This window comes from Microbacterium sp. NRRL B-14842, assembly GCF_050470785.1.
Window position 1 is genome coordinate 1 of the sequence record NZ_JBFLUM010000060.1, and the last position, 23,736, is coordinate 23,736.

General features: G+C 70.9%; 24 protein-coding genes and 3 pseudogenes. 10 read left to right on the top strand and 17 right to left on the bottom strand.

Translation table 11 applies throughout. The features are described 5' to 3' along the window. The 3 genes and pseudogenes from AB1285_RS23695 to AB1285_RS23705 all read right to left on the bottom strand — a co-directional run. A pseudogene (locus tag AB1285_RS23695) lies at nucleotides 1-288 on the bottom strand (ATP-grasp domain-containing protein); the annotation flags it as partial. 16 nt (nucleotides 289-304) lie between these two features. Beyond that, a complete protein-coding gene (locus AB1285_RS23700) occupies nucleotides 305-670 on the bottom strand; it encodes a PIG-L deacetylase family protein (RefSeq protein WP_429977971.1) in 366 nt (121 codons plus the stop codon). After that, nucleotides 598-1,782 carry a DUF2277 family protein gene (locus tag AB1285_RS23705; RefSeq protein WP_429977972.1) on the bottom strand — a complete coding sequence of 395 codons (1,185 nt, stop codon included), beginning with the start codon at nucleotides 1,780-1,782 and terminating at the stop codon, nucleotides 598-600. Before AB1285_RS23705 ends, AB1285_RS23700 begins: the two co-directional genes overlap by 73 nt. Nucleotides 1,783-1,882: 100 nt before the next feature. Here AB1285_RS23705 and AB1285_RS23710 point away from each other — a divergent pair, with 100 nt between their 5' ends. Continuing rightward, nucleotides 1,883-2,293: a hypothetical protein gene (locus AB1285_RS23710; protein ID WP_268777189.1), complete on the top strand. Its 411-nt coding sequence runs from the start codon at nucleotides 1,883-1,885 to the stop codon at nucleotides 2,291-2,293. A 74-nt stretch (nucleotides 2,294-2,367) separates the two neighbouring features. On the opposite strand, the gene guaB is transcribed toward AB1285_RS23710, so the two are convergent. Next, nucleotides 2,368-3,870 (bottom strand): IMP dehydrogenase, encoded by a 1,503-nt coding sequence (gene guaB / locus AB1285_RS23715; protein WP_025103734.1) that lies wholly within the window; start codon nucleotides 3,868-3,870, stop codon nucleotides 2,368-2,370. A gap of 316 nt (nucleotides 3,871-4,186) precedes the next feature. Between guaB and AB1285_RS23720 the strand changes: the two genes are divergently transcribed. Genes AB1285_RS23720 through AB1285_RS23735 form a run of 4 tightly spaced genes read left to right on the top strand, consistent with a single transcriptional unit; the run spans nucleotide 4,187 to nucleotide 8,206 of the window. After that, nucleotides 4,187-5,473 (top strand): branched-chain amino acid ABC transporter permease, encoded by a 1,287-nt coding sequence (locus AB1285_RS23720; RefSeq protein WP_187663427.1) that lies wholly within the window; start codon nucleotides 4,187-4,189, stop codon nucleotides 5,471-5,473. Between the two features lie 3 nt (nucleotides 5,474-5,476). After that, complete coding sequence (locus AB1285_RS23725; protein WP_025103732.1) at nucleotides 5,477-6,454, top strand: branched-chain amino acid ABC transporter permease; 978 nt, start codon at nucleotides 5,477-5,479, stop codon at nucleotides 6,452-6,454. Further along, nucleotides 6,444-7,442, top strand: a complete 999-nt coding sequence (locus AB1285_RS23730) for an ABC transporter ATP-binding protein (RefSeq protein ID WP_370428304.1) — start codon at nucleotides 6,444-6,446, stop codon at nucleotides 7,440-7,442. Before AB1285_RS23725 ends, AB1285_RS23730 begins: the two co-directional genes overlap by 11 nt. Further along, nucleotides 7,439-8,206: an ABC transporter ATP-binding protein gene (locus AB1285_RS23735; protein WP_187663425.1), complete on the top strand. Its 768-nt coding sequence runs from the start codon at nucleotides 7,439-7,441 to the stop codon at nucleotides 8,204-8,206. Before AB1285_RS23730 ends, AB1285_RS23735 begins: the two co-directional genes overlap by 4 nt. Nucleotides 8,207-8,270: 64 nt before the next feature. Here the strand turns inward: AB1285_RS23735 and AB1285_RS23740 are convergent, their stop codons facing one another. From AB1285_RS23740 to groES, 3 genes are all read right to left on the bottom strand, one after another. Further along, nucleotides 8,271-9,527, bottom strand: coding sequence for an ABC transporter substrate-binding protein (locus AB1285_RS23740; RefSeq protein WP_187663424.1), 1,257 nt, complete (start codon nucleotides 9,525-9,527; stop codon nucleotides 8,271-8,273). A gap of 144 nt (nucleotides 9,528-9,671) precedes the next feature. Then, nucleotides 9,672-10,604, bottom strand: coding sequence for an EamA family transporter RarD (gene rarD / locus AB1285_RS23745; RefSeq protein ID WP_370428305.1), 933 nt, complete (start codon nucleotides 10,602-10,604; stop codon nucleotides 9,672-9,674). A gap of 131 nt (nucleotides 10,605-10,735) precedes the next feature. Next, nucleotides 10,736-11,032, bottom strand: a complete 297-nt coding sequence (gene groES / locus AB1285_RS23750; RefSeq protein WP_017203655.1) for a co-chaperone GroES — start codon at nucleotides 11,030-11,032, stop codon at nucleotides 10,736-10,738. A gap of 150 nt (nucleotides 11,033-11,182) precedes the next feature. On the opposite strand from groES, the gene AB1285_RS23755 reads away from it, so the two are divergent. After that, nucleotides 11,183-12,388: a THUMP-like domain-containing protein gene (locus AB1285_RS23755; protein ID WP_280566782.1), complete on the top strand. Its 1,206-nt coding sequence runs from the start codon at nucleotides 11,183-11,185 to the stop codon at nucleotides 12,386-12,388. 6 nt (nucleotides 12,389-12,394) lie between these two features. Here AB1285_RS23755 and AB1285_RS23760 read toward each other — a convergent pair whose 3' ends face one another. Genes AB1285_RS23760 through flgN form a run of 10 tightly spaced genes read right to left on the bottom strand, consistent with a single transcriptional unit; the run spans nucleotide 12,395 to nucleotide 20,535 of the window. Continuing rightward, the gene (locus AB1285_RS23760) at nucleotides 12,395-13,582 is read right to left on the bottom strand and encodes a hypothetical protein (protein WP_259955211.1); all 1,188 of its coding nucleotides are present in this window, start codon (nucleotides 13,580-13,582) and stop codon (nucleotides 12,395-12,397) included. Continuing rightward, nucleotides 13,566-14,630, bottom strand: coding sequence for a hypothetical protein (locus tag AB1285_RS23765; RefSeq protein ID WP_370428306.1), 1,065 nt, complete (start codon nucleotides 14,628-14,630; stop codon nucleotides 13,566-13,568). Before AB1285_RS23765 ends, AB1285_RS23760 begins: the two co-directional genes overlap by 17 nt. Nucleotides 14,631-14,641: 11 nt before the next feature. Beyond that, entirely contained in the window at nucleotides 14,642-15,124 is a 483-nt protein-coding gene (locus tag AB1285_RS23770) for a hypothetical protein (protein WP_259955208.1), read from the bottom strand. Continuing rightward, nucleotides 15,121-16,209, bottom strand: coding sequence for a tRNA (adenosine(37)-N6)-threonylcarbamoyltransferase complex transferase subunit TsaD (gene tsaD / locus AB1285_RS23775; RefSeq protein ID WP_187663418.1), 1,089 nt, complete (start codon nucleotides 16,207-16,209; stop codon nucleotides 15,121-15,123). Before tsaD ends, AB1285_RS23770 begins: the two co-directional genes overlap by 4 nt. Then, on the bottom strand, nucleotides 16,206-16,694 hold the full coding sequence (gene rimI / locus AB1285_RS23780) for a ribosomal protein S18-alanine N-acetyltransferase (protein WP_370428307.1): 489 nt from the start codon (nucleotides 16,692-16,694) through the stop codon (nucleotides 16,206-16,208). The genes tsaD and rimI overlap by 4 nt, the downstream gene beginning before the upstream one ends. Further along, entirely contained in the window at nucleotides 16,691-17,308 is a 618-nt protein-coding gene (tsaB, locus tag AB1285_RS23785; RefSeq protein WP_370428308.1) for a tRNA (adenosine(37)-N6)-threonylcarbamoyltransferase complex dimerization subunit type 1 TsaB, read from the bottom strand. The genes rimI and tsaB overlap by 4 nt, the downstream gene beginning before the upstream one ends. A gap of 58 nt (nucleotides 17,309-17,366) precedes the next feature. Continuing rightward, complete coding sequence (locus tag AB1285_RS23790; protein WP_187663415.1) at nucleotides 17,367-17,738, bottom strand: flagellar assembly protein FliW; 372 nt, start codon at nucleotides 17,736-17,738, stop codon at nucleotides 17,367-17,369. Further along, on the bottom strand, nucleotides 17,735-18,616 hold the full coding sequence (gene flgL, locus AB1285_RS23795; protein WP_268777196.1) for a flagellar hook-associated protein FlgL: 882 nt from the start codon (nucleotides 18,614-18,616) through the stop codon (nucleotides 17,735-17,737). The genes AB1285_RS23790 and flgL overlap by 4 nt, the downstream gene beginning before the upstream one ends. Nucleotides 18,617-18,629: 13 nt before the next feature. Continuing rightward, nucleotides 18,630-20,039, bottom strand: a complete 1,410-nt coding sequence (gene flgK, locus AB1285_RS23800; RefSeq protein WP_259955202.1) for a flagellar hook-associated protein FlgK — start codon at nucleotides 20,037-20,039, stop codon at nucleotides 18,630-18,632. 13 nt (nucleotides 20,040-20,052) lie between these two features. Next, on the bottom strand, nucleotides 20,053-20,535 hold the full coding sequence (gene flgN, locus AB1285_RS23805) for a flagellar export chaperone FlgN (RefSeq protein ID WP_025104341.1): 483 nt from the start codon (nucleotides 20,533-20,535) through the stop codon (nucleotides 20,053-20,055). Between the two features lie 217 nt (nucleotides 20,536-20,752). Here flgN and AB1285_RS23810 point away from each other — a divergent pair, with 217 nt between their 5' ends. The 4 genes and pseudogenes from AB1285_RS23810 to fliD all read left to right on the top strand — a co-directional run. Next, the gene (locus AB1285_RS23810) at nucleotides 20,753-21,556 is read left to right on the top strand and encodes a sigma-70 family RNA polymerase sigma factor (protein ID WP_370428309.1); all 804 of its coding nucleotides are present in this window, start codon (nucleotides 20,753-20,755) and stop codon (nucleotides 21,554-21,556) included. Nucleotides 21,557-21,637: 81 nt separating this feature from the next. After that, nucleotides 21,638-22,469: pseudogene (locus tag AB1285_RS23815) on the top strand (flagellin). A gap of 151 nt (nucleotides 22,470-22,620) precedes the next feature. Continuing rightward, nucleotides 22,621-23,028 (top strand): annotated as a pseudogene (locus AB1285_RS23820) (flagellar cap protein FliD N-terminal domain-containing protein); the annotation flags it as partial. Nucleotides 23,029-23,170: 142 nt separating this feature from the next. Continuing rightward, nucleotides 23,171-23,736, top strand: a 566-nt coding sequence (gene fliD / locus AB1285_RS23825; protein ID WP_429977973.1) for a flagellar filament capping protein FliD, incomplete at its 3' end; no start/stop codon positions are given.

The window sequence follows — 23,736 nt, forward strand, 5'->3', positions numbered from 1 at the left end:
GGGGCCAGCTCGTCGCGGCGGTCCGCGAGGGCGATCAGCTCCACGTCGACGGTCGAGATCACGAGGTCGAGACCGTCCTCCGCGACCATCCGCGCGATCGCCGGCACGAAGTCCTCGTCACGCCCCGGGGGAACAGACGGCGTTGCGCCGGTGGCACGAGGTAGATGCCGCTCGCCCATCCGTCCATGTCGGCGCGAAGACCGTCAGATCGGGCCGTCGCAGCAGGGAGCGGATCACGGCGACGCCGGCGGGGCCTCCGGCTCCGGTGACCAGTACGCGCTTCGTCATCAGCTCTCCCGTCGACTCAGTTCATGGGCGCCGATGACTCGGCGGTCTCGCGCACGACCTCCAGCGGCTCGACCGCCTCGCCGCCGCCGAACCGCGACCAGTAGCGTGCGGTGGCGGTGACGAACTCCGGCGCGAGATACTCCCGGTTCGCCGCGGTCTGGGACTGGAAGCACTCCAGCAGCCGCAGCTTGTCATCCAGGAAGCGGTCGATGCGGACGAAGCGCGTGGGCCGGTAGTCGATGGTCGCGGAAGGGCTCTGGTAGCAGGCGACCGTGCCGACGCGGCGGGTCGCGACGATCGTCGCCTCGTTCACCGCGCGGTGATCCTGGTGGCGGTCGTGGTGCGAGTGCGTGTAGACGATGGTCGGCTGGATCTCCTGCACGACCTCCTCGATGAGGCGGACGGTCGATCCTCCGCCCGAGATCTCGGTGTCGATGAGGTCTTGACGAACAGGCGCGCCCCCACCTGCTCGGCCGCGGCGAGCGACTCATGCTGGCGACTGTCCGCGTCACCGCCGCGCGCTCCGCGGGAGAGCGTGAGGATCGTGATCTGATCGCCGGCGGCCGCGTGCGCCGCGAGGATGCCGCCGACGCCGATCTCGACGTCGTCCGGGTGCGCCCCGATCGCGAGGACGACCTCGCCGGTCTTCGCCTCCGCCTTCCGGCGCCGGGACTCCTCGACGAGCCGGGTGACCGACTCCACGAGTCGGGCGTTGTCGAGCGGCTTGGTGAGGAACTCGTCGGCCTGCGCCCGGAGCGCCGACACGGCGTACTCGACCGAGACGTGCGCGGTCATCACGACGACCGGCACGGTCGGCATGAGGCGCCGCAGTTCCGCGAGCAGCTCCAGGCCGCTGAGCCCCGGCATCTCGATGTCGGTCACGACGACGTCGGGTTTCACCGCCGCGGCCTTCTCGAGCGCCGGACCGGCCGTCGTCCGCGAGATCGACGACGCAGCCTGCACGCCGTTCCAGGACGGTCTTGACGAGCAGGGCGACGTCGTGGTCGTCGTCGACGACGAGGATGCGAGGGGGGACCTCAGCCATGTACAGCTCTCCTTGGGGAGATTCCCTGCCGGGGGGATTCGGCGGTGCGAGCTCGGTGCCTTCATCACCGGGCCGCAGGGAAAGTCGAGCGGGGTACGTCGATTCTGGCACAGGGCTCCACCCCCGGCCCGCAGCGCGTCAGCCCGCGCGCGCCGCCCGCTTCTCCTCCTGAAGACCCGGATCGCCTCGTAGCGCTCCGCCGATCGCGCCCGCCTCTTCGCCGCCTGCTCCTCGCGGTTCTTGGGCGGTGCCGAGGTCACGAGATCGTCGAGCAGCCGCCGCGTGGCCACGGCGATCTCGGCCACCGCGCGATCGAACACCTCGCGGTTCGCGCGCGAGGGCGCCGTCGTCCCAGAGATCTTGCGGACGAACTGGAGCGCGGCCTCCTGGCACTCCTCATCCGTGGCTGCGGGCTCGAGGTTGTTCAGAGGCACGATGTTTCGGCACATACCGGCACCGTACGCGCGGCGCGCGGGGCCCGGAAGGGGGATGGCATGCCCGTCCCTCCGTCGCTACGCTCTGGGCTACGACCGGAACCGAGGAGAGATCATGACCGACGCACCGTCGCCCGACGCCCCGCCGCCCTACAACCCGCCGCCGCCCGGCGGCGCGCCCTCGCCGTATCCCGCGGCCTCCGCTCCCCCGCCCGGCGCCCCCTACGCGCAGGACGTGCCGACCTCGCCGCCCGGGCGGGTGCTGTCGATCATCGGCCTCGTGCTGGCGTTCCTGCTGCCGCCGGTCGGCCTCATCCTCAGCATCATCGCCGCCGTGCAGCTCGGCAAGGCGAAGGCCCCCAAGGGCATCGCGATCGCCGGCATCATCGTCGGAGCCATCCTGACGATCTTCGCGATCATCGGGATCGTCCTGCTGGTGACCGTGCTGGCCGGCGTGATCGGGACGTGCGCCGAGCTCGGACCCGGGGTGTGGGACGTCGGCGGCGTCACCTACCGCTGCGGCTGACCGCACCGCGGACGACGAGGGGCCGGATGCAGCGCATCCGGCCCCTCCTGCGTCCCCCTTCCCGGGGGCCGCTGTCACTTCTTGTAGTTCGGCGCCTCGACGACGATCTGCACATCGTGCGGGTGCGACTCCTTGAGTCCCGCCGAGGTGATGCGCACGAACTTGCCGCGCTGCTTGAGCTCCTCGATGGTGCGCGCACCGACGTAGAACATCGACTGCCGCAGCCCGCCGACGAGCTGGTAGGCGACGGCGGAGAGCGGGCCGCGGTACGGGACCTGGCCCTCGATGCCCTCCGGGATCAGCTTGTCGTCACTGGGCACGTCGGCCTGGAAGTAGCGGTCCTTCGAGTACGAGGTCTGCTTGCCGCGCGTCTGCATGGCGCCGAGCGATCCCATCCCGCGGTACTGCTTGAACTGCTTGCCCGACTGGAAGACGATCTCGCCCGGCGACTCGTCCGTGCCGGCGAGCAGCGAGCCGAGCATCACGGCGTCGGCGCCGGCGACCAGGGCCTTCGCGATGTCGCCCGAGTACTGCAGGCCGCCGTCGGCGATCACCGGGACGCCGGCCGGACGCGCCGCGAGCGACGCCTCGTAGACGGCCGTCACCTGCGGCACGCCGACACCGGCGACCACGCGCGTCGTGCAGATCGAGCCGGGACCCACGCCCACCTTGACCGCGTCGACCCCCGCGTCGACCAGCGCCTGCGCGCCCTCGCGGGTGGCGACGTTGCCGCCGATGACGTCGATGTGCGCGAACGACTCGTCCGCCTTGAGGCGCTTGACGAGGTCGATCACGCCCTGGGACTGGCCGTTGGCGGTGTCGACGACGAGCACGTCGACACCGGCGTCGCGGAGGGCCTCGGCGCGCTCCCAGGCGTCGCCGAAGAAACCGATCGCCGCGCCCACCCGCAGGCGGCCCTGGTCGTCCTTGGTGGCGAGCGGGTACTTCTCGCTCTTGTCGAAGTCCTTGATGGTGATGAGGCCGGCGAGCTTGCCGTCCTCGTCGATGAGGGGCAGCTTCTCGACGCGGTGCTTCGCGAACAGCGCGATGACCTCGCCTGCCGCGACGCCCACCGGGGCGGTGACGAGGTTCTCCCTCGTCATGACGTCCTTCACGAACGTGCTCTGGCGCTCGAAGCCGGAGACGAAGCGCATGTCCCGGTTCGTGATGATGCCGACCAGACGACCCTCGTCGTCCACGACCGGGAGACCGGAGATCCGGTACTTGGCGCACAGCGCGTCGACCTCCTCCACGGTCGCGTCCTGCGTCGTGGTGATGGGGTCGGTGATCATGCCGGACTCGCTCCGCTTCACGCGGTCGACGTGCGCGGCCTGGTCGGCGATCGAGAGGTTGCGGTGCAGGATGCCGATGCCACCCTCCCGCGCCATGGCGATCGCCATGCGGGACTCGGTCACGGTGTCCATCGCGCTGGAGAGGAGCGGCGTCGCGACGGAGATCCGCCGCGTGATCCGGGACGACGTGTCGGCCTCGCTGGGGATGACGTCGGTGTGCCCGGGGAGCAGCAGCACGTCATCGTAGGTCAGTCCGACGAAGCCGAAGGGATCGTGCTGGTCCATGGAATCTCCTCCTGCGCGAGTGGCGCGGATCCGGGTGCGAATGGGGGGTCGACGTCGGCCGGTGCGCGGGCGTGACCCGTATGGAGATTCTAAGCGAGACACGCCCGAGAACATTCCCAGAGCCCTGTCGTTACCGGACCGTTGGCCCGGACGATAGGTGAATCGCCGATCGCCCATTACGCTCAAGTGCGTCGTCCATCCCCGCGGTTCGACCCGAGTCCGCGGAGACAGCACTCACAGTGGAGGTTGCGTGGGACCCACAGCACTCGCCGGACCGCGAAAGCGCCCTTGGGCCTTCGCCTTCTTCGGAATCCTGATGGCGCTCGCGGCATCGCTCCTCCTCCCTCCCTCAGCCGCATCCGCGGAGACGACGGACGACGGCCAGGAGGTCACCGACTTCTACTTCGCCGGCGTCGTCACCGACGGCGACGAGCCCGTCGAGGGCGTCGTGATGACGATCGAGGGGAACGGCTTCGACGCCGAGACCGAGACCGACGCCGAGGGCAAGTGGCGGCTGTACGTGCCGGAGAAGGAGACGTACACCCTGACGGTCGACGAGTCCACGCTTCCGGACGGCGTGATCGTCGACGCGACGCAGCTCCCCGAGGGGATCCAGCCCGTCTCGGGCACGACCGCCTCGTTCGAGCTGGAGTTCGGGCTCACCGGCACGAAGATCGTGAACTTCTTCCTGGGCGAGGGCGAGCGGGTGACCGTCTCCTTCCTCGACCAGCTCCTGTCGCGCATGGTGGGCGGTCTGAACTTCGGTCTGCTGCTGGGGCTCGCCTCGATGGGCGCCGCGCTGATCTACGGCACGACCCGGCTGTCGAACTTCGCGCACGGCGAGATGGTGAGCTGGGGCGCGGTGGTCACGCTCGTCGTCACCTCGTTCTGGCAACTCCCGCTGTGGGCCGGCATCATCGCCGCGGTCATCGGCGGTGCGGCGCTCGGCTGGGCTCTGGACGCCGGCATCTGGAAGCCGCTGCGGCGCCGGGGTCTGGGCGTCGTCCAGCTCATGATCGTCAGCATCGGCCTCTCGCTGGCCCTCCGCTACGGTCTGCAGTACATCATCGGCGGCAACACCTATCAGCTGCCCGGTTCCAGCCCGGAGCCCATCCGTCTCGGGCCGATCTCCCTGTCGTACATCGACCTGATCGGCATGGCGACCAGCATCATCGTGATCCTCGGCGTCGCGTTCTTCCTCACCCGCACCCGCACCGGCAAGGCGACGAGGGCGATCTCGGACAACCCGCAGCTCGCCGCCGCCTCCGGCATCGACGTGGACAAGGTCATCCGCATCGTCTGGATCCTCGCCGGCACCCTGGCCGCGATCTCCGGGATCCTCTGGGCGTACTTCCGCCCCGGCGTGAAGTGGGACATGGGTATGCAGATGCTGCTGCTGATGTTCTGCGCCATCACGCTCGGCGGGCTCGGCTCGGCGATCGGCGCCCTGATCGGCTCGATCATCGTCGGCCTCGCGGTCGAGGTGTCCACGCTCCTCGGGGTGCCGACCGACCTCAAGTACGCCAGCGCCCTCGTCGCGCTGATCATCATCCTGCTCGTGCGACCGCAGGGCATCCTCGGACGCAAGGAAAGGTTGGGCTGACGCATGGACTTCGGAAGCATCTTCGGCAACACCGCCTCCTACCTGTTCAGCCCGACGACGATCGCCTACGCGCTCGCGGCCACCGGCCTCGCTGTGCACTTCGGCTACACGGGTCTGCTCAACTTCGGCATGGCGGCGTTCATGGCGATCGGCGGCTACGGCTACGCGATCTCGATCCTCACCTTCGGCTTCCCGTGGTGGCTGGGCGTGCTCGTCGGCATCACCGGCGGAGCGCTCTTCGCCCTGCTGCTGGGCATCCCGACGCTGCGTCTGCGCGCCGACTACCTCGCCATCGCGACCATCGCGGCCGCGGAGGTCGTGCGCCTGATGTTCGTCACGGAGCTGTTCAAGGACTGGACGAACTCCGCCGGCGGGCTCTCCGGCTACCACCAGAGCTTCCGCGATGCCAACCCGTTCCCTCCGGGGACGTACGGCTTCGGCCCGTGGACGTACAACGCGAACGACCTCTGGGTGCGGGTGTTCGGTCTGCTCACCCTCGCTCTGACGATCCTCGTGGTCTGGGCGCTCATGCGCAGCCCGTGGGGCCGCGTGCTCAAGGGCATCCGCGAGGACGAGGACGCCGTGCGGTCGCTCGGTAAGAACGTCTTCGCGTACAAGATGCAGGCGCTCGTGGTGGGTGGTGTGATCGGTGCGCTTGGCGGCATCGTCTTCGTCCTGCCCTCGGCGGTCATCCCCGGCAGCTACTCGACGTCGCTGACGTTCTTCCTGTGGACGATCCTGCTCCTCGGCGGTGCGGCGACGGTCTTCGGCCCGACGCTCGGCGCCGTGCTCTTCTGGGTGGTGTTCGCCTTCCTCGGCGCGCTCCTCCCGGCGATGGCCACGGCCGGCTACCTGCCCATGACGAGCGCACAGGCCGACGTGGTGCGCTACATCCTCATCGGCATCGTGCTGATGCTCATCGTCGTGTTCCGCCCGCAGGGCATCCTGGGGAACAAGAGGGAGATGACCTTTGTCAAGTGAGAACGACGCGGCCGTCACGCCCGCGAAGAGCGCTCCCCGCGCCAAGACCACCGGCCTCGCCGCGGGTCCCGCCGCCCCCGGAGTCAAGAAGGTCGACCCGATCCTCGTCGTGGACGCGGTGCAGCGGCGCTTCGGCGGACTGACCGCCGTCGACGTCGATCACCTCGAGATCCCGCGTGGCGCCATCACGGCACTCATCGGCCCCAACGGCGCCGGGAAGACCACACTGTTCAACCTCCTCTGCGGGTTCGACAAACCCAACAGCGGTACCTGGTCGTACGACGGCAAGAGCCTCTCCGGCATCCCGTCCTTCAAGGTCGCCCGGATGGGCCAGGTGCGCACCTTCCAGCTCACCAAGTCGCTGTCGCTGCTGACCGTGCTGGAGAACATGAAGCTCGGCGCGAAGGACCAGCGCGGCGAGGGCTTCTGGGCCGGGCTCTTCCCCTTCCTCTGGCGCGCGCAGGAGCAGGAGATCGAGCAGCGGGCCCACGAGCTCCTCGTGCGCTTCAAGCTCGACGCCAAGGAGCAGGACTTCGCCGCCTCCCTCTCCGGCGGTCAGCGCAAGCTCCTGGAGATGGCACGGGCGCTCATGAGCGACCCGAACCTGGTGATGCTCGACGAGCCGATGGCCGGGGTGAACCCCGCCCTCACGCAGTCGCTCCTCGACCACATCCTCGACCTCAAGGACCTCGGGATGACGGTGCTCTTCGTGGAGCACGACATGCACATGGTGCGTCACATCGCCGACTGGGTCGTCGTGATGGCCGAGGGGCGCGTGGTGGCCGAGGGGCCTCCGGAGACCGTCATGGAGGACCCCGCGGTCGTGGACGCCTACCTGGGCGCCCATCAGGACGTGGACCTCGGCGCCGTCACCGGCCGCCTCCCGGTGATCTCGGACGCCGACGCGGAGCGCATCCGCGAGCAGATCGAGACGGAGGTCGAGGCCGAGGTCGAGGCCGAGGACGCCGCCGAGGAGGAGAAGGCATGAGCACCGCGATCCCCGCCGAGGGCACCCCCGAGACCGGCGACGTCATCGTCGAGCTGAAGGACGTGCACGCCGGCTACCTGCCGGGAGTGAACATCCTCAACGGCGCGAACCTCGTCGCCCGCCAGGGCGAGCTCATCGGCATCATCGGCCCGAACGGCGCCGGGAAGTCGACGCTCCTCAAGGCGATCTTCGGCATGGTGAACGTCCGCGAGGGCGATATCACCGTCAAGGGCGAGAGCATTGTCGGCCTCAAGGCCGACAAGCTCGTACGCCGCGGTGTCGCCTTCGTGCCGCAGACGAACAACGTGTTCCCGTCGCTCACCATCCAGGAGAACCTGGAGATGGGGCTCTACCAGAACCCGAAGATCTTCGCGGAGCGGCTCGAGTTCGTCAGCAGCATCTTCGCGGAGATCGGCAAGCGCCTGAAGCAGCGTGCGGGCTCGCTCTCCGGCGGCGAGCGCCAGATGGTCGCCATGTCCCGCGCGCTCATGATGGACCCGTCCGTGCTGCTGCTGGACGAGCCGTCCGCCGGCCTCTCCCCCGTGCGGCAGGACGACGCCTTCATCCGCGTCTCCGACATCAACAAGGCGGGCGTGACGACGATCATGGTCGAGCAGAACGCCCGTCGGTGCCTGCAGATCTGCGACCGCGGCTACGTGCTCGACCAGGGGAAGGACGCCTACGAGGGCACCGGTCGGGAGCTGCTGAACGATCCGAAGGTCATCGGCCTCTACCTCGGCACCCTCGGGACCGACGCCGCCTGAGACCTCGCGCCGCACGATGAAGGCCCCGGATGCCGAAGCACCCGGGGCCTTCCTCGTGCGGTGTTTACTTGATGCGCGAGGTGACGTTCTCGGCGTCGAACTCGTAGACGCCGATCGCGGCACCCTTCGGGTCGTTGTTCTCGTCGAACGTGATCTCGCCGGAGAGGCCGTCGTAGTCCGGCGTGCCGCCGTCGTTGATGATCGCGGCGCAGTCGGCGAAGTTGTCGCACTTCTCGCCGTCGCCGTCGCCGCCGGAGACGGTGATCATCTCCGCCGCGATGTCCGGGCCCTCGACCGAGCCGGCCTTCAGCGCCGCCAGAGCGATGAGGACCACGGCGTCGTACGCCTCGGCCGAGTAGGTCACGGCGTCGATCGGGTCGTTGCCCTCGGCCGTCCAGACCTCGTTCAGCTGGTCGAGGAAGTCCTGCGGCAGCTCGGCGCCGGCGCGGGTGCCCTTCGAGCCCTCGAGGCTCACCGGGATGTCGGCGCCCCAGTCCTTGAGGTTGCCGTCGACGAGGTACAGCGAGCCCGTGTCGACCCCGGCGTTGCCCAGCAGCGGCGCGATGGTGGCGAACTGGTCGTAGGAGACGACAGCGACGGCGTCCGGGTTCGCCGCGGCGATCTCCGAGACCTGCGCGTTGAACTGACCGTCACCCTGGTTGTACGACGCATCGGCGACGACCTCGCCGCCGGTGCTCTCGAACGTGGCCTTGATCGCCTCGAACAGGCCCGTGCCGTACGGGTCGTTCTGGTAGATGATGCCCAGCGTCTTGTGGCCGTCCTCGGCGATCTCGTTGCCGAGGACCTCGCCCTGGAGGTTGTCGCTCGGTGCGGTGCGGAAGTACAGCGGGTTGATGCCCGTGAAGTCCGGCGAGGTGTTGGACGGGGACACCGTGAGGATGTCCGCACCCGCGTTGCCGTCGAGGATGAGCTTGGTGACGCTGGAGGACGCCGCGCCGATCATGGCGGTGATGTCGCCGTTGCGCAGGTTGGTGATGGAGGTCTCGTAGGCCTTGTTGTCGAGGTCGCCCTCGTCGCCCGTGCTGAGGTCGATCGTGATGCCGGCGTCGGCCTCGTTGATCTGGTTGACGGCGAGCTGGACGCCGGCCTCCATCGGCGCGCCCAGGAACGCGAGCGTACCGGTGGCGGGCAGCAGCGAACCGAGCTTGAGCGTCAGGTCGGCGGCGGGCTTGTCGCCGCCCCCGTCCGACGGCTCCGCATCGGGCGTGCTGCTGCAGCCCGCGATGATGAGGGCGGAGGCGCTGACCAGCGCGATCCCGGCGAAGATCCTCGCGCTGCGCGAGCCCTTCAGTGCGTTCATGATGCTCCCTTGCGTAAACGAACGTGGATGATGACCACAGTCGGGTGCTCTAACACTAGGGCGTGCGCCCCGCGCGCAGGAGGGGCAAGTATCTCGGTGCGTTAACGATCCAGGGCCGCCGTTTCGGGGCGCGGGCAGGACCGATCAGAGCGCCGCGGCGCGGGTGGCACGACGGCCGCGACGCGCGGCGAGGAGCAGATCGACGACGAAGACCGCGATCGCGACCCACACCAGGAGGAACCCGATCCAGCGCTCCGGCGGCATCGGCTCGTGCAGCACGACGACCCCGATCACGAACTGCAGGACCGGGGTGAGGAACTGCAGCATCCCGATGATCGTGAGGTCGACGCGACGCGTGCCGGCCGCGAACAGCAGCAGGGGGACAGCCGTGGCCACCCCCGCGAAGGCGAGCAGCACGGCGTGCGGCCAGCCCGCGGTCCCCATCGTCAGGCCGACGGGCGTCGTCGCCACGACCACGAGCTGCACCACCGCGATGGGGATCAGCCAGAACGACTCGAGCGTCAACCCGCTGACCGCGTCGACGGCAGGGCCGATCTTCTTCTTGATGAGCCCGTACAGACCGAAGGAAGCGGTGAGGGTCAGGGCGATCCAGGGGACGTGGCCGTACGCCACGATGATGACGACGACCGCGACGGCCGCGATCCCGACCGCCGCCCACTGCAGACGGCGGAGGCGCTCCTTGAGGACGAAGACGCCGAGCAGCACGGTGGTGATCGGGTTGATGAAGTAGCCGAGCGCCGTCTCCACCACGTGCTCGCTCAACGTGCCGAGGACGAAGACCTGCCAGTTGACGTAGATGAGCAGGCCGGCGAGGGCCGTCCACCCGAGCAGTCGCGGACTCCGGACGATCGCGAGGAAGGCGGGCCATCCCCTCGTGACGGTGAGCAGCAGAAGACAGAAGACGAAGGAGAGCAGCACCCGCCAGGCGACCACCTCCCACGGCCCGGTGGGCTGCAGCAGGAGGAAGTAGAGCGGCAGCACGCCCCACAGGAGGTATGCGCTCCCGGCGTAGGCGACGCCCGCCGTCCGGGTGGCGCGGGTCGTCTCGGGGGTCACCGCACAACCCTATGCCCGCGAGGACGAGGGCCGCGCCGCTCCGGACGCGGAAGAGGGCCCGGATGCCGAAGCATCCGGGCCCTCTTCGGACCGGGTTCCCGTCCGCCGTGCAGAGGGAACCGAGTGTGCGATCAGCGGACGACGACCGCCAGGACGTCGCGAGCCGACAGGACGAGGAACTCGTCCGCGCCGAACTTCACCTCGGTGCCGCCGTACTTGCTGTAGAGCACGCGGTCGCCGACGGCGACGTCGAGCGGAACGCGGTTGCCGTTGTCGTCGATGCGGCCGGGGCCGACCGCCACGACCTCGCCCTCCTGGGGCTTCTCCTTGGCGGTGTCGGGGATGACCAGGCCACTCGCGGTGGTCTGCTCGGCCTCGACCTGCTTGATGACGATGCGGTCCTCGAGCGGCTTGATGGAAACCGACACGGTCTACCTCTTCTTTCTTGACGCTGACACGAAAGACTCGTTCGCACTCTCAACCCGAGAGTGCTAATGCCAGTGTAGGCGGTCGGCTGGCACTCATGCAATGCGAGTGCCAACCCGGGTCACACGTCACGCGGGTCCTAGGCTGGGAGGGTGGAGATGTCCGAGCTGCGCGCCCTGCTGACCCCCGCCGGCCTCGAGCTGCTCGACGCGCTCCGGCCGGTCACCTCCACCGCCGAGGCGGCCGCAGCCGTCTCCCGACTGCGTGCTGCGGGACACTCCGCCGACCTCGTCTCCGCCGTCGTCGGGCAGGCGCACCTGCGCGCCAGGGCCGCGGCGAAGTTCGGCCCCTTCGCCGCCCGCATGCTGTTCACCCGCGCGGGCCTCGAGCAGGCCACCCGCCTCGGCGTGGCCGCCCGCCACGCCCAGCGGATCCGCCGAGCCGGCCTCACGAGCGTCGCGGACCTCGGCTGCGGGATCGGCGGCGACGCCCTCGCGTTCGCCGGCGCGGGACTGGCGGTGCACGCGGTGGACGCCGACGAGGTGACCGCGGCCCTCGCCGCCTACAACCTCGCCCCGTTCGGCGACGACGCCACCGTCCGGCACGCCACGGCGGAGGACGCGCTCGGAGAGCCGGTCCCCGGCCAGGCGATCTGGATGGATCCCGCCCGCCGCACCTCCGGACACAGCGAGACCCGGCGCGTCTCCGCCGACGACTACTCGCCGTCCCTCGACTGGGCGTTCGCCGTCGCCGCGCAGCGCCCCACCGGGATCAAGCTCGGCCCCGCCCACGACCGCGACGCCCTGCCCGCGGACGCGGAGACGCAGTGGGTGAGCGCCGACGGCAGCGTCGTGGAGCTCGTCGTCTGGTCCAGGGAGCTGGCCAGGGAAGGGGTCCGGCGCTCGGCCCTGGTGATCCGCGGCGAGCGCTCGCACGAGCTCACCGGCCCTGCCGATGCCGAGGACGCTCCGGTCCGACCGCTCGGGGCCTTCCTCCACGAGCCGGACGGCGCCGTCATCCGGGCGCGCCTCATCGGCGACGTCGCCCGCAGCCTCGATGCGGGGATGCTCGACCCGCGCATCGCCTACCTCACCTCCGATGCCGCGCTGACGAGCCCGTTCGTGCAGTCCTTCCGCGTCCGGGAGACGCTGCCGATCACGCCGAAGACGATCAACGCGGCCCTGAAGACGCACGGCATCGGCCGCATCGAGATCAAGAAGCGCGGGGTCGACGTCGACCCCGCGGCCTTCCGGCGCAAGCTGACCCTGCGCGGCGACGCCGAGGCGACCCTGATCCTCGCCCGCTTCGGCGATCAGCGACGCGCGATCCTCGCCGACCGGGTGCCCGCCGCGGACTGAGAGCGATCAGTCGTCCGGGTCGCGGCCAGGGATGTCGACGCGGATCGGATCCCCCGGCGGCCCGGTGGTCACGAGATACGACTCGCCCGTCGCCTCGTCGACCACGGCCGGGCCCGAGGTCACCGTGAGGTACGGCATCTGCCAGCGGGTGAAGGCCACCTCGACCACGGACGCCGACAGCAGCTCTCCCGTCTCCTGATCCACGTCGAGGAGCTGCACGCGCAGCCCGGACTGGAGCGCCTCGTCGAGGGTGGCGCACTGCCGCGAACCGTCGGCGTCGACGATCAGGCAGCGCTGGGCGGGGCCGGTCGTCGTACGGCGGTCGCCCAGCCACACCGGCTGCTCGCGGAACGAGCCGAGGAGGGTGAGGTTGAGGTCATAGCCGTCGCGGATGAGTTCCTTCACCCTCGGGCGCTGCTCCTCCCCGAACTGGGCGAAGAGCGTGGAGCTTCCGCCCCACCGCTGGATGCTCACCATCGGCTCGTCCGCGGTGGAGAACAGCATCACCGCCGTCACGCTGTCGGTGGAGAACGAGTCCTCGTCGTCACCGGCATCGGAGGCCGCCACGGGGAGCGCGGCGTACAGGCCCGGCCCCAGCTCCTCCTCCGCTGCCAGACAGGTGGATTGGGAGTCCTCACCCACGTCGAGGATCAGGCACCGGGTGGCCCCGTCATCCTGCGTGGCGAACCAGGCGAGGGCGCCCTCCGCCTCCGCCACCGGACGCACGGAGCCGGGGTCGTAGTCCTCCCCGGCGAGTTCGATCCGTCGCTGCTCCTGCGTCTCGGTCAAGGGGAACGCCTCCGACCGCGGGGCGAACAGCGCCCACCCCGCCCCGACGCCGATCGCCAGGAGGGCCGCTGCCGCCACGAGCACCGGCACGACTCCGCGCGCCCGCATCGGCGCGCCCGTCTCGACGGGTGCGGGTGGTGCTCCGGCCGCGGCGAGCGGCGATGCGTCGGAAGCCGGCGGCGGATCGGACTCCCGACCCTCGTCTTCCGCCACCGGGAGCGCCTCGGAGGCTGTCGTCGGCCGTTCCTCCGCCGGAAGCTCCTGCCGTCGATGCTCCTCCTGGAGCTCGCGCAGGCGCCGGGCACCGGCGGCGTCGAGTCCGCCGTCCCGACCATAGGCCGCGCGCTCCAGTGCTCGGCGCTCCTCCGCCGCAGCGGAGCCCTGGCGGTCAGTCTCCTCCCGCACCGACGTCGCTCCCCTCTCGGATGATCACGAACGACCCGAAACCGGAGGTCGGCAGCTCGTAGGTCGTCATTCCGCCGGTCTCCGCGTCGGTCACCTGCAACCGCAGCCGACCGTCGTGCTCCTGCAGCGTCTCCGTCGTCTCACAGGCCCGCGGCGCGTCGGCCGTCGCCCCGTCGTAGATGAGGCACTGCCGACCCGTCTCCCTTTCGGAGGCCGTCCAGATCGGGACGTCGCGGTCGTACCCGGCGACCCAGATCGAGTTCGGGTCGAAGCCGTCATCGGCCAGGCGCTCGGCGGTCCGTGTCTCCGCCTCGTTCGCGTAGGTGGGGCCGCCCTCGCCGGAGCCGTACTCCGAGACGTCGACGCTCACCGCCGGTTCACCGTCGGGCGTGAGGAGCAGATGGGCCATGACCTGGCGCGTGTACTCGTCGTCGCGCTGGGTCGTCACCTCGCCCCAGAGGCCGTCCTCCTGCACCGCTTCCCGCTGGTTGCAGCTCGGCGTCGTGCTCTCCCCTGCGCCCAGGACCAGGCAGATGCTCGCACCCCCGTTCTGCGTCGCCACCCAGATGACCGCGTCGTCCTCCGTCGCGAGCGCGCGCACCGAGCCCGGGTCGAATCGTCCGGACGCGACGAGATCGGACTGCCATCCCTGCTGCTCGGCGCTGAGGGAGACCGCCGTGCCGCCGCTCCGGCCGAACGCCAGCCATCCGACGCCGACCCCGAGGAGGAGCACGACGACCGCGCCGAGCGCGAGCATGCCGAGGGAACGGCGCCGCCGCCTCTGAGCCGGAACGTCGCTCTGAGCGGTGACGATGTCCGCGGACTCCTCGTCCGGCTCCACGGGCGCGTCGTCTCCGGCCGACGGCTCGTCGTCGTCCTCTGCAGCGGCGAAGGAGCCGAGGGACGGCGGAGGTACCGGCGACGGGCTTCGCCGGGCGGCGTCGAGCTGTCGCAGGCGCGCGGCCTCCGCGTCCGTGAGGCCTCCGCCCGGGCCGAAAGCCTTGCGCTGCAGGGCCCTGCGCTCCTCGACGTCGTCGTCGTCCGTCATGGCCAGCCCGCCTAGCCGAGTCTCTCGAACTGCATCCCCGCCCAGACCAGCCATCCCAGGCTGTACACGGTCGCGCACAGGCCGAGCACGAGGGCCCAGCGCGCGATCGCCCGGTTCTCCACGGGGCGCCGGAGGGACATGATGGCGGCGATCACCGCGACGATCGCGACCGGGATCCCCCACCCGACGAAGAACGACGCGCCGAGGGCGACGATCGCCGCCAGCAGCGCCCACGGGGCCAGGCGGGTGTCGTCGACGACGGCGGGCTCGACCGCCGGCTCCCAGCCCTCGTCCTCTCCGTGGTCGAGGTCGGGCCCGGTCACGACGACGGGCTCGATGCCGACCGGACCGGTCGGCAGCTTCGTGTAGCCCTCGCGCGGGGCTCCGGGAAGGCGCGCCGTCCCGGCCGGGCGTTCGACCTGCCCGCTCGCGCGCTCGACCCGCGCACGGGGCGTGGCCCCGTCCGACTCCGGCTCCTGCGCGAGCCCGGTCACGCCGGCACCGCCTCCGCGACCTGGATCTCGGTGACCGGCAGGGTCGAGTCGGCGCCGAAGCCGAGGGTCGATGCGGGGCGCCCGGACGCGATGAGCTCAGCGGCCAGCGCCGCGATCATGGCGCCGTTGTCCGTGCAGAGCGACAGCGGAGGGATGCGCACGGTGACGCCGGCCTCGGCGGCCCTGGCGAGGGCGACGTCGCGGAGCCGACGGTTCGCGATCACACCGCCACCCAGGAGCAGCCGCGGCACTCCGAGGTCGGCGCACGCGTTGAGCGCCTTGGTGACCAGGACGTCGACGACGGCCTCCCGGAAACTGGCAGCGACGTCGGCGATCGGGAGGTCCCGGGCGTCGGCACCCGCCTCGGCGTTCTCGGCCTCGAAGCGCTCGATCCAGCGGGCGACCGCGGTCTTCAGCCCGGAGAACGAGAAGTCGTAGCGATGCTTCGCGAGGTCGGAGGCGCGGGACAGCCCGCGCGGGAAGCGGATCGCGTCCGGGTTTCCGCCCACCGCGGCCCTGTCGATCTCGGGGCCGCCGGGGTAGGGCAGGGACAGCAGTCGGGCGACCTTGTCGAAAGCCTCGCCCGCGGCGTCGTCCACGGTCTCGCCGAGCAGCTCCACGTCGGTCGTGAGATCGCGCACGTGGAGCAGGGAGGTGTGGCCGCCGGAGACCAGCAGCGCGATCGTCGGATACTCCAACGGCGCCGAGTCCGGCGTCAGGATGTCGGCCGCGATGTGACCGACGAGGTGATTGACCGCATACAGCGGTTTGTCCAAGGCGACCGCGAGTCCCTTCGCCGCCCCCACACCGACCATGAGCGCTCCCGCGAGGCCCGGACCGCTGGTCACGGCCACCGCATCGAGGTCGGCGAGACGGACGCCGGCCTCGGCGAGCGCGGCGTCGATGGTCGGCTGGAGGGCCTCGAGATGCGCGCGGGCGGCGACCTCCGGCACGACGCCGCCGTACCGGGCGTGCTCGTCCATGCTGGAGGCGATCGTGTTGGACAGCAGCGTACGACCGCGCACGATGCCGATGCCGGTCTCGTCGCAGCTCGTCTCGATGCCGAGCACCAGGGGCTCACTCATGCGGTCGCCTCCTCCGGCGTGTCGGCGGGCGCCGGGTGGCGGCGCAGATCCAGACGCATCACGATCGCGTCCACGTCATCCGGCTGATAGTAGCGGGGGCGCCTGCCGATCTCCTCGAAGCCCTCCGCGCGATACAGTCCTTCGGCCGGAGGGTTGTCGGCGCGCACCTCGAGGAACACCTCATGCGCCCCACGGTCGGCGGCCGCCTGCAGCAGCGCACGCAGCAGCGCGCGCCCGCGGCCCTGACCCCGGACCTCGGCGAGGAGGGCGATGGTCTGGATGTCGGCGTCCGCACCGCCCTGCAGCGCCCGGATGCCGCCGTATCCGACGATCGCCCCGCCCCGCTCGTCGACGAGGTAGCGGCCGTGCGGGCTCGCCAGCTCGCTCGCCATGGTGTCCCGGCTCCACGCGTCGGTCGGGAACGAGCGCTGCTCGATGGCCATGATCGCGTCGAGATCGTCCTGCCGCGCGTCCCGGAGGGTCATGCGCCCACCTTCTTCGGAGCACCGGGCAGGGACACATCCGGGTGCCGCAGGTAGAGCGGCTCGTCCCCCGCGAGGACCCGCCCGGCGGCGAGTGCGCGCGCCCCCACCCTGGCGAGGTCGGCTGCGGACAGCGTCGTCACGTCGACCCGGCGGAGACCGGCGAGATGATCGTCGGCGTCGGCGGCCCGCACGAGCACCGTGTCGGCGATCGTGCGCGGGATCCCGTCCTCGTCCTGTCCGTCGAACACGGTGACGGCGACCTCGCGGCGGCGGGCGTCGGTGACGACGGCGAACGGCTCGGTCACCGTGGACTGGATCGTCAGCGCGGCCGCCGTGTGACTCGGGACCGGCACCACCGGGATGCCGCGGCCGAGGGCGAACGCCCGCGCGGTCGCGATGCCGATGCGCAGTCCGGTGAACGGACCGGGGCCCATGCCGGCGACGACGTGCGTGATGCCGTCGGCTCCCCCCTCCCGGAGTACGTCGTGGACGAGGTCGCCGATCACCTCGGCGTGGCCCAGCGGATCGGCGGTACCGGCCTCGGCACGAGACGTCCCGTCTGGGTCGATGAGGGCGACGGCGGTGCCAAGGGACGTGTCGACGGCGAGGATCACGTCTCCAGGGTAGTCGTCACCCCGCCCGTCACGCCCGGCGCCCCGGCACCCGCGCGGGTCAGCCCAGCGGCGCCCGCACCGGGTAGTCCTGGCCTTCGAGGATGACCTGGGTCGCCGCTCCCGTCGCCCGGTTCACGACGACCGGCGCCAGCAGGTTGACGCTGACGCCGTCGGCGCCGGGGTGGGCCACCACGAGCACGAAGGCGTCGTCCGCCGAGGCGAGAGCGAGGTCGGCCACCTGGGCGTCCGTGAGGATCGGCGCGTACTCCGCCAGGACCGTGTTCGGGTCGACGAGGTAGAGCCGCAGGGCGTCGTCCTCGACCGCCCGCATCGCGAAGAGCCCGTCCGCACCGTCGACGGGTGCGAGGGCGAAGTCCACGTGCGGAGCCAGCCCGGGCGGTGGGGCCGTGAAGGTGAGCACGGCGGTCATCGCAGGAAGTCCATCAGCGTCGGCTGCAGCACGCGCGCGTTGACGGCGAGCGCCGAGCGGTAGACGAGCTCCTGCGCCTGCAGGCGGATGAGCACCTCGACCGAGTCGACATCCTCGACCGCGGCGCGGCGGGACTCGAGGGACACGGAATTCTGCACTGCCGCCTCCTTGGCGCGTTCGATCTGAGCCTGTCTGGTGCCGACCGCGCCCTGCACGCCCAGCATCGCCGTGCGGCGGTCGTCGATCTCCCCGAGTCGGGGCCCCACGTTGGTGCCGGAGCGGAGATCGGCGACGATGCGGTCGACGAGGGCGAACACCGAGTCGTCTCCGGTGCCGAACACCGCCGCACCGTCCGTGTCGACGCGGACGGCCGCCGCATCGGACACGCGGCGGGTGACCTCGGAGCCGGCGACACCGCTGTAGGAGTAGTCGGACCCGAAGGCCGCGGTGTCCGACGTGCCGGCGAAGACGGACCGGCCGAGCAGCCGGGTGTTCGCCTGCGCGAGCAGCTCGTCGCGGATGCCCTCCAGTTCCACCGCGAGGGCCTCCTTCGCCGTGGCGTCCAGCGCCCCGTCGTTGGCCCCTTGCGCGGTGAGGTCCCGCACCCGCGAGAGCAGGGACGTGCTGGAGGTGATCGCCGTATCGGCGGCAGTCACCCAGGCCAGGCCGTCGTCGATGTTGCGCGCATACTGCTCGGTGCGCCGCTGCTCGGCGTGCAGGGCGAGGGCGGCCGCCGCCGCTGCCGGGTCGTCCGAGGGGGCGGCGAACGCCTTCTGCGACGTGGCCTGCTCCTGCAGACGGGCGAGTTCGGAGAGGTTGGACTGCAGCTGGCGCATCGCCGTCTGCGTCATCGTGGTCTGGGTCACGCGAGAGATCATGGAGCTTCTCCGATCAGCGTCCGACGACGCCCGTGCGGTTGATGAGCACGTCGAGGGCCTCGTCGACGGCGGTGAGCACGCGGGCCGCCGCCTGGTAGGCGGTCTGGTAGGTGAGCAGGCTGATCGTCTCCTCGTCGCCGTCCACGGCCGCGACGGACTGCTGCGCACCGACGGCGCCGACAGCCGCCGCATCCGACACCTTCGCGCGTTGCACGTCGGCCGCGGTGGCGACGCCGAAGCGGGTCACCTGATCGGTCCACAGTGCGTCCGGAGAGGTCGCGCGCTGCCCGATCTGGGAGATGAGGTCGGCGTTGGTCGCGTCCTTGGCTCCGGCCCCGGGGGCGGCGAGGGCGAGGTCGGCCGCCGTGCTGACGGCCACCTGCATCCCGAGCGCGGCGGAGCCGGTGGCCGGGAGGGTGAAGAAGTCGCCGCCCGGCTGTCCGGACGCCGTGACGCCGGCGCGGTGCTGGGCGTTGAGCGACTCCGCGAGCGCCGTGGCGACGCGGTCGTATGTCGCGGCGAGCTGCGCCAGCATCCCGCCGTCGGCGGCCGGGGCGAGCACCGCGAGGGAGCCGCCCAGCTCTCCCCCGTCGACGACGAGGGGAAGATCCGGCACCGACTCCCAGGCGACCCCGACGCGCGGAGCGCCGTCGATCGTCGCCGAGCCGGTCAGCGCGATGTGACGGGCGTCGCCGCCGGAGACCAGGGCGTTGCCGCCGAGGCGGACCGTGAGCGTGCCGTCCGTCTCCACGGTGGCCGTCGCGCCGGCGAGCCGGGCCACGTCCTCCGCGAGCAGGTTGCGGCGGTCGGTGAGCTCGTTGGCCGATCGCCCCGAGGCCAGCGCCTCCCGGATCTCGCTGTTCAGCACCGCGATCTGGTCGGCGGCGGCGTTGACCTGACTGACGGTGCGCTCGGCGGTCCCGCGGGCGGCCGTCCACTGCGCGGCGACCGTGCGGTAGCCGCCGGAGATATGGGCGGCGAGCTCCTTCGCCGACTCCAGGATGCTCGCGGCCGCCGCACCCGAATCCGGGGTGTTGGCGAGGTCCTGCCAGCCCGCCCAGAAGCTGGTCAGCCGGTTGGCGAGGCCCTTGTCGGTCGGCTCCGCGAGGGCCGACTCGGCAGTCGTCGCTGCCAGCGCGCGGGTGGCCCAGTAGCCGGAAGCGCCGAGGGTGTCGCGGACCCGGGCGTCGAGCAGCGCGTCACCGAGGCGGGACACCCCGTCGATCGAGACGCCGTGTCCGGGGAGCGCGCCCATGCTGAAGCGGCCCGTCTGCGCGACGGCGGCGATCGAGGAGGTCTCGACGCGCTGCCGCGTGTACCCCTCGGTCTTCTGGTTGGCGATGTTCTGCCCGACCACGTCCATGCCCCGCCGTGCGGCGGCGAGGCCGCTGGCGGCGGTGGTCAGTCCACTGAAGGTCGACATGAATCCCTCTCGGTCACATCTCGGTGTCGATGATGCGGGCGGCGTCCTCGCGGGCGCGGTCGCCGCGGGTGGTGTATTCGCCGCTCTCCTGGCCGAGAGCGGCGATGGTCTCCTGCGTGGCGCGGAGCACTCCGCTGAGCTGCTCCGCGGCGGCGTCGCGCATCTGCTCGACCTCCGCTGTCAGCTTCACCAGCGCACGCATGTGGTCGGTGAAGACATCGCCCCAGGCTCCGTCCGGAGCGTGCTCGATGAGCTGACCGATCGTCGCGTCCTGAGGAGCCCCCCACTCCTCGGCGACACCGGCGACCTCGACGGCCCTGGCCAGGCTCGCCGCGCGGAGGCGGTCGAGCACCTGATCGATCTCCCTGGCCGCGAACTGGATCCAGTGCGACCGGCCGGCGGCGAGCAGCAGCTGCTGCTCGTCGAGCTTGAAAAGCAGCATCTCGAGCAGCTCGCGCTCGCGCCAGAGCTGCATCGATAGTTCGTTGGCTCCCATGATCCCCTTTGTCCCCAGCGATCCCCCGCCCCACGCGGGTGCGATCGGCCCGCCTGTTAACGGTTCATAAATCTCTATCGGCCGCCGCGCCCCTAAGGTTACTATGTGCATTGGCGGCGGTTAGTGCTCCCCATGGACATATCTCGGACCTTGTGATATGGCCATCTATCCCTCGCCATGAGCTTCCGGAGTGCATCCAGAGAGGTGGATCATCCCCATGTCGTCGCGCGCTGAGCGCAACCGCCTCGTCGAGGCCAACCTCCCCCTGGTCGGCTACCTCGCTGCAGACACCCATGCTCGGGCTACCCATATCCCCCGCGAAGAGCTCGCCGCCGTCGGCGCGCTCGCCCTCGTGACCGCCGCCGACGCGTACGACCCCGCGCTCGGCGTCCCCTTCGGCGCCTACGCCCGTCGACGCATCCTCGGCGCGTTCGCCGACGAGATGCGCGCCATGGACTGGGCGTCCCGCGGCATCCGCAAGCGCATCAAGGAGACGGTCGCCGTCCGCGAGACCCTCACCGCCGCGTTCGGCCGCACGGCGACCGCCACCGAGATCGCCACCGCCATGGGCTCCCCCAAGGAGGTGGTCGTCGAGGCCCTCGCGGACGCCGCACGCACCGTCGCCCCGCTGGACGACCCCGCCACGCGCGATCTCGTCGCCGACATCCCGCTGCCGGAGGAGTCGGCGATGGTCGGCGAACGGCGTGAGGTGCTCGAACACGCCATCGGCGCCCTCCCCGAGCGCATGCGGCGCATCATCATGGCCGTCTACATCGAGGAGCGGCCCGTGAAGGAGATCGCCGAGGAGCTGTGCGTGACCCACTCGGCCGTCTCGCAGCAGCGGTCGGAGGCCGTGCGCCTGCTCCGCGACGCCCTCGACCGCTACTTCGCGGAGGGCGGCACCGAGACCACGACCACCACCCGCGTCTCGCCTGCCGCACGCGACGCCTATTTCGGCCGCATCGCCGAGGCCGCCGGCGTCCGGATCGGCGACGTCTTCCGCGCCGCCGCCCCCGCCTAACGCGTCCGCATCCTCCGCCGATAGGTCAGGGCAGGAGACCACGGATGGTCTCCCGTACAACACATCACGGAGGAAACCCTCATGGGTATGCAGATCAACACCAACGTGGGCGCGCTCAACGCCTACCGCAACCTGTCCAACACGCAGAACGACCTGTCGAAGTCGCTCGAGAAGCTCTCGAGCGGTCTGCGCATCAACCGCGCAGCGGACGACGCCGCCGGCCTCGCGATCTCCGAGGGCCTGCGTTCGCAGGTCAACGGCCTGAACGTCGCGGCTCGCAACGCCCAGGACGGCATCTCGGTCATCCAGACCGCAGAAGGCGCCCTGACCGAGGTGCACTCCATCCTGCAGCGCGTGCGCGACCTGACCAACCAGGGCGCGAACGACTCGAACAACGCGAAGTCGCGCGAGGCCATCCAGACCGAGATCTCCGCCCTGGGCGACGAGCTCACCCGGATCGCGTCGAGCACGAACTTCAACGGCATCAAGCTGCTCTCGGGCGGCGCGACGCTGACGTTCCAGGTGGGTGCGGGTGCGGTCGCCGCCGAGGACCAGATCTCGGTGGGCTCTGACCAACTTCGCCACGCTCGGCGCCGACATCAAGACGCTCGCGGCCGGCATGACGGACGCGGCGACGTACGGCGCGGCTCTGGCGGGCATCGACACGCAGATCCAGGCGGTCTCGACCGCACGTGCCGGCTACGGTGCGCTGCAGAACCGCTTCGAGTCGACCATCAACAGCCTCAACGTGTCGGCCGAGAACCTCGCCGCCGCCGAGAGCCGCATCCGCGACACCGACATGGCGTCCGAGATGGTCAAGTTCACGTCCGCGAACATCCTGTCGCAGGCGGGAACGGCCATGCTGGCCCAGGCCAACCAGGCCAACCAGGGCGTGCTCCAGCTGCTGCGCTGACCCGCGCCGCCGCACGGAATCACTCCGGGGGTCCGGGTGACGGCTTCGGCCGTCACCCGGGCCCCGCCGCACACAGAAGGGAAGCCGCATGTCGCTCTCGCTCGACGGCCTCGTGTCGGGGCTGAAGACCACCGAGGTCATCAAGGCGCTGATGGACGTGCACGCCATCCCCCGCACGCTGCTCAAGGCCAAGATCGACGACAAGAACGTCGTCATGACACAGCTGCGCACCCTCAACACCGCCGTGCAGAACCTCGCCGCCGCCGCCGAGAAGGCCGCAGCGCCTGGCGGTCTCGACCGCTTCACCGGCACCTCGTCGTCGGAATCGGTGAAGGTCGCCCTGCGCACCGGCGCCGCGCCCGTGTCGACCGACATCGTCGTCGACCGCGTCGCCCAGGCGCACACCGTCGTCTCCGCCGCCGCTTCCCGCTGGCCCGCGGACCCGCCCGTGCTGACCCTCGAGGACGCCACGGGGAAGCGCGTGCAGGTGCAGGCCGACTCCACCTCGATGCAGGACATCGCCCAGGCCATCAACGACGCCGACACGGGCGTCCTCGCCACCGCCGTCCCCGCCGGCAAGGACGCCGACGGCACCCCCGTCTACCGCCTGCAGCTCCGGGCCGAGGAGTCCGGCGAGGCGGGACGCTTCCGCGTCTACGCGGGAGACCTCGCCGCCGTCACCGCCGGCACCCGCCACGGACGTGTCCACGGAGCCCGGGGCCGCCGTCATCGCCACGGGCACGGACGCGCAGCTGCGCCTCTGGGCCGGCACCGCGGCCGAACAGGTCATCACCTCGTCCGGCAACACCTTCACCGATCTCTTCGAGGGCGTCGACGTCACGGTCTCCACCGTCTCGACGTCCCCCGTCACCGTGACCGTCGCCGTCGACAGCGAGGCCAGGGCCAAGGCCTCCGGCGAGTTCATCGCCCTCCTCACCGACATCTTCACCCGCATCGACAACGGCTCGAAGGCCACCGTCGCCGCGGGACAGGGCGAGAAGACGACGCTCGGCGTCTTCACCGGCGACAGCACCATCCGCGGCCTGCGGACCGCCCTCGCCGACGCCATCCAGCACCCGGTGGACGGGGTCTCCCCCTCCACGGTCGGCATCTCGACCGACATGTACGGCAAGCTCACCTTCGACGAGGAGAAGTTCTCCGAGGCGCTGGCGAAGGACCCCGCGGCCGTCGGCGCTCTCTTCTCTGCGGTCGCGGCGCGTGTGGAGCAGACGGCGACGTCCTACTCGGACAAGTACGACGGGCTGCT

Coding starts and splice junctions, on each gene's coding strand:
- guaB (WP_025103734.1), bottom strand. CDS start 3,870: ATGGACCAGCACGATCCCTTCGGCTTCGTCGGACTGACCTACGATGAC.
- flgL (WP_268777196.1), bottom strand. CDS start 18,616: ATGATCTCTCGCGTGACCCAGACCACGATGACGCAGACGGCGATGCGC.
- flgK (WP_259955202.1), bottom strand. CDS start 20,039: ATGTCGACCTTCAGTGGACTGACCACCGCCGCCAGCGGCCTCGCCGCC.
- AB1285_RS23720 (WP_187663427.1), top strand. CDS start 4,187: ATGGCGCTCGCGGCATCGCTCCTCCTCCCTCCCTCAGCCGCATCCGCG.
- flgN (WP_025104341.1), bottom strand. CDS start 20,535: ATGGGAGCCAACGAACTATCGATGCAGCTCTGGCGCGAGCGCGAGCTG.
- tsaD (WP_187663418.1), bottom strand. CDS start 16,209: ATGAGTGAGCCCCTGGTGCTCGGCATCGAGACGAGCTGCGACGAGACC.
- AB1285_RS23710 (WP_268777189.1), top strand. CDS start 1,883: ATGACCGACGCACCGTCGCCCGACGCCCCGCCGCCCTACAACCCGCCG.
- AB1285_RS23735 (WP_187663425.1), top strand. CDS start 7,439: ATGAGCACCGCGATCCCCGCCGAGGGCACCCCCGAGACCGGCGACGTC.
- AB1285_RS23725 (WP_025103732.1), top strand. CDS start 5,477: ATGGACTTCGGAAGCATCTTCGGCAACACCGCCTCCTACCTGTTCAGC.
- rimI (WP_370428307.1), bottom strand. CDS start 16,694: ATGACCCTCCGGGACGCGCGGCAGGACGATCTCGACGCGATCATGGCC.
- AB1285_RS23765 (WP_370428306.1), bottom strand. CDS start 14,630: ATGACGGACGACGACGACGTCGAGGAGCGCAGGGCCCTGCAGCGCAAG.
- AB1285_RS23790 (WP_187663415.1), bottom strand. CDS start 17,738: ATGACCGCCGTGCTCACCTTCACGGCCCCACCGCCCGGGCTGGCTCCG.
- AB1285_RS23740 (WP_187663424.1), bottom strand. CDS start 9,527: ATGAACGCACTGAAGGGCTCGCGCAGCGCGAGGATCTTCGCCGGGATC.
- AB1285_RS23705 (WP_429977972.1), bottom strand. CDS start 1,782: ATGTGCCGAAACATCGTGCCTCTGAACAACCTCGAGCCCGCAGCCACG.
- AB1285_RS23810 (WP_370428309.1), top strand. CDS start 20,753: ATGTCGTCGCGCGCTGAGCGCAACCGCCTCGTCGAGGCCAACCTCCCC.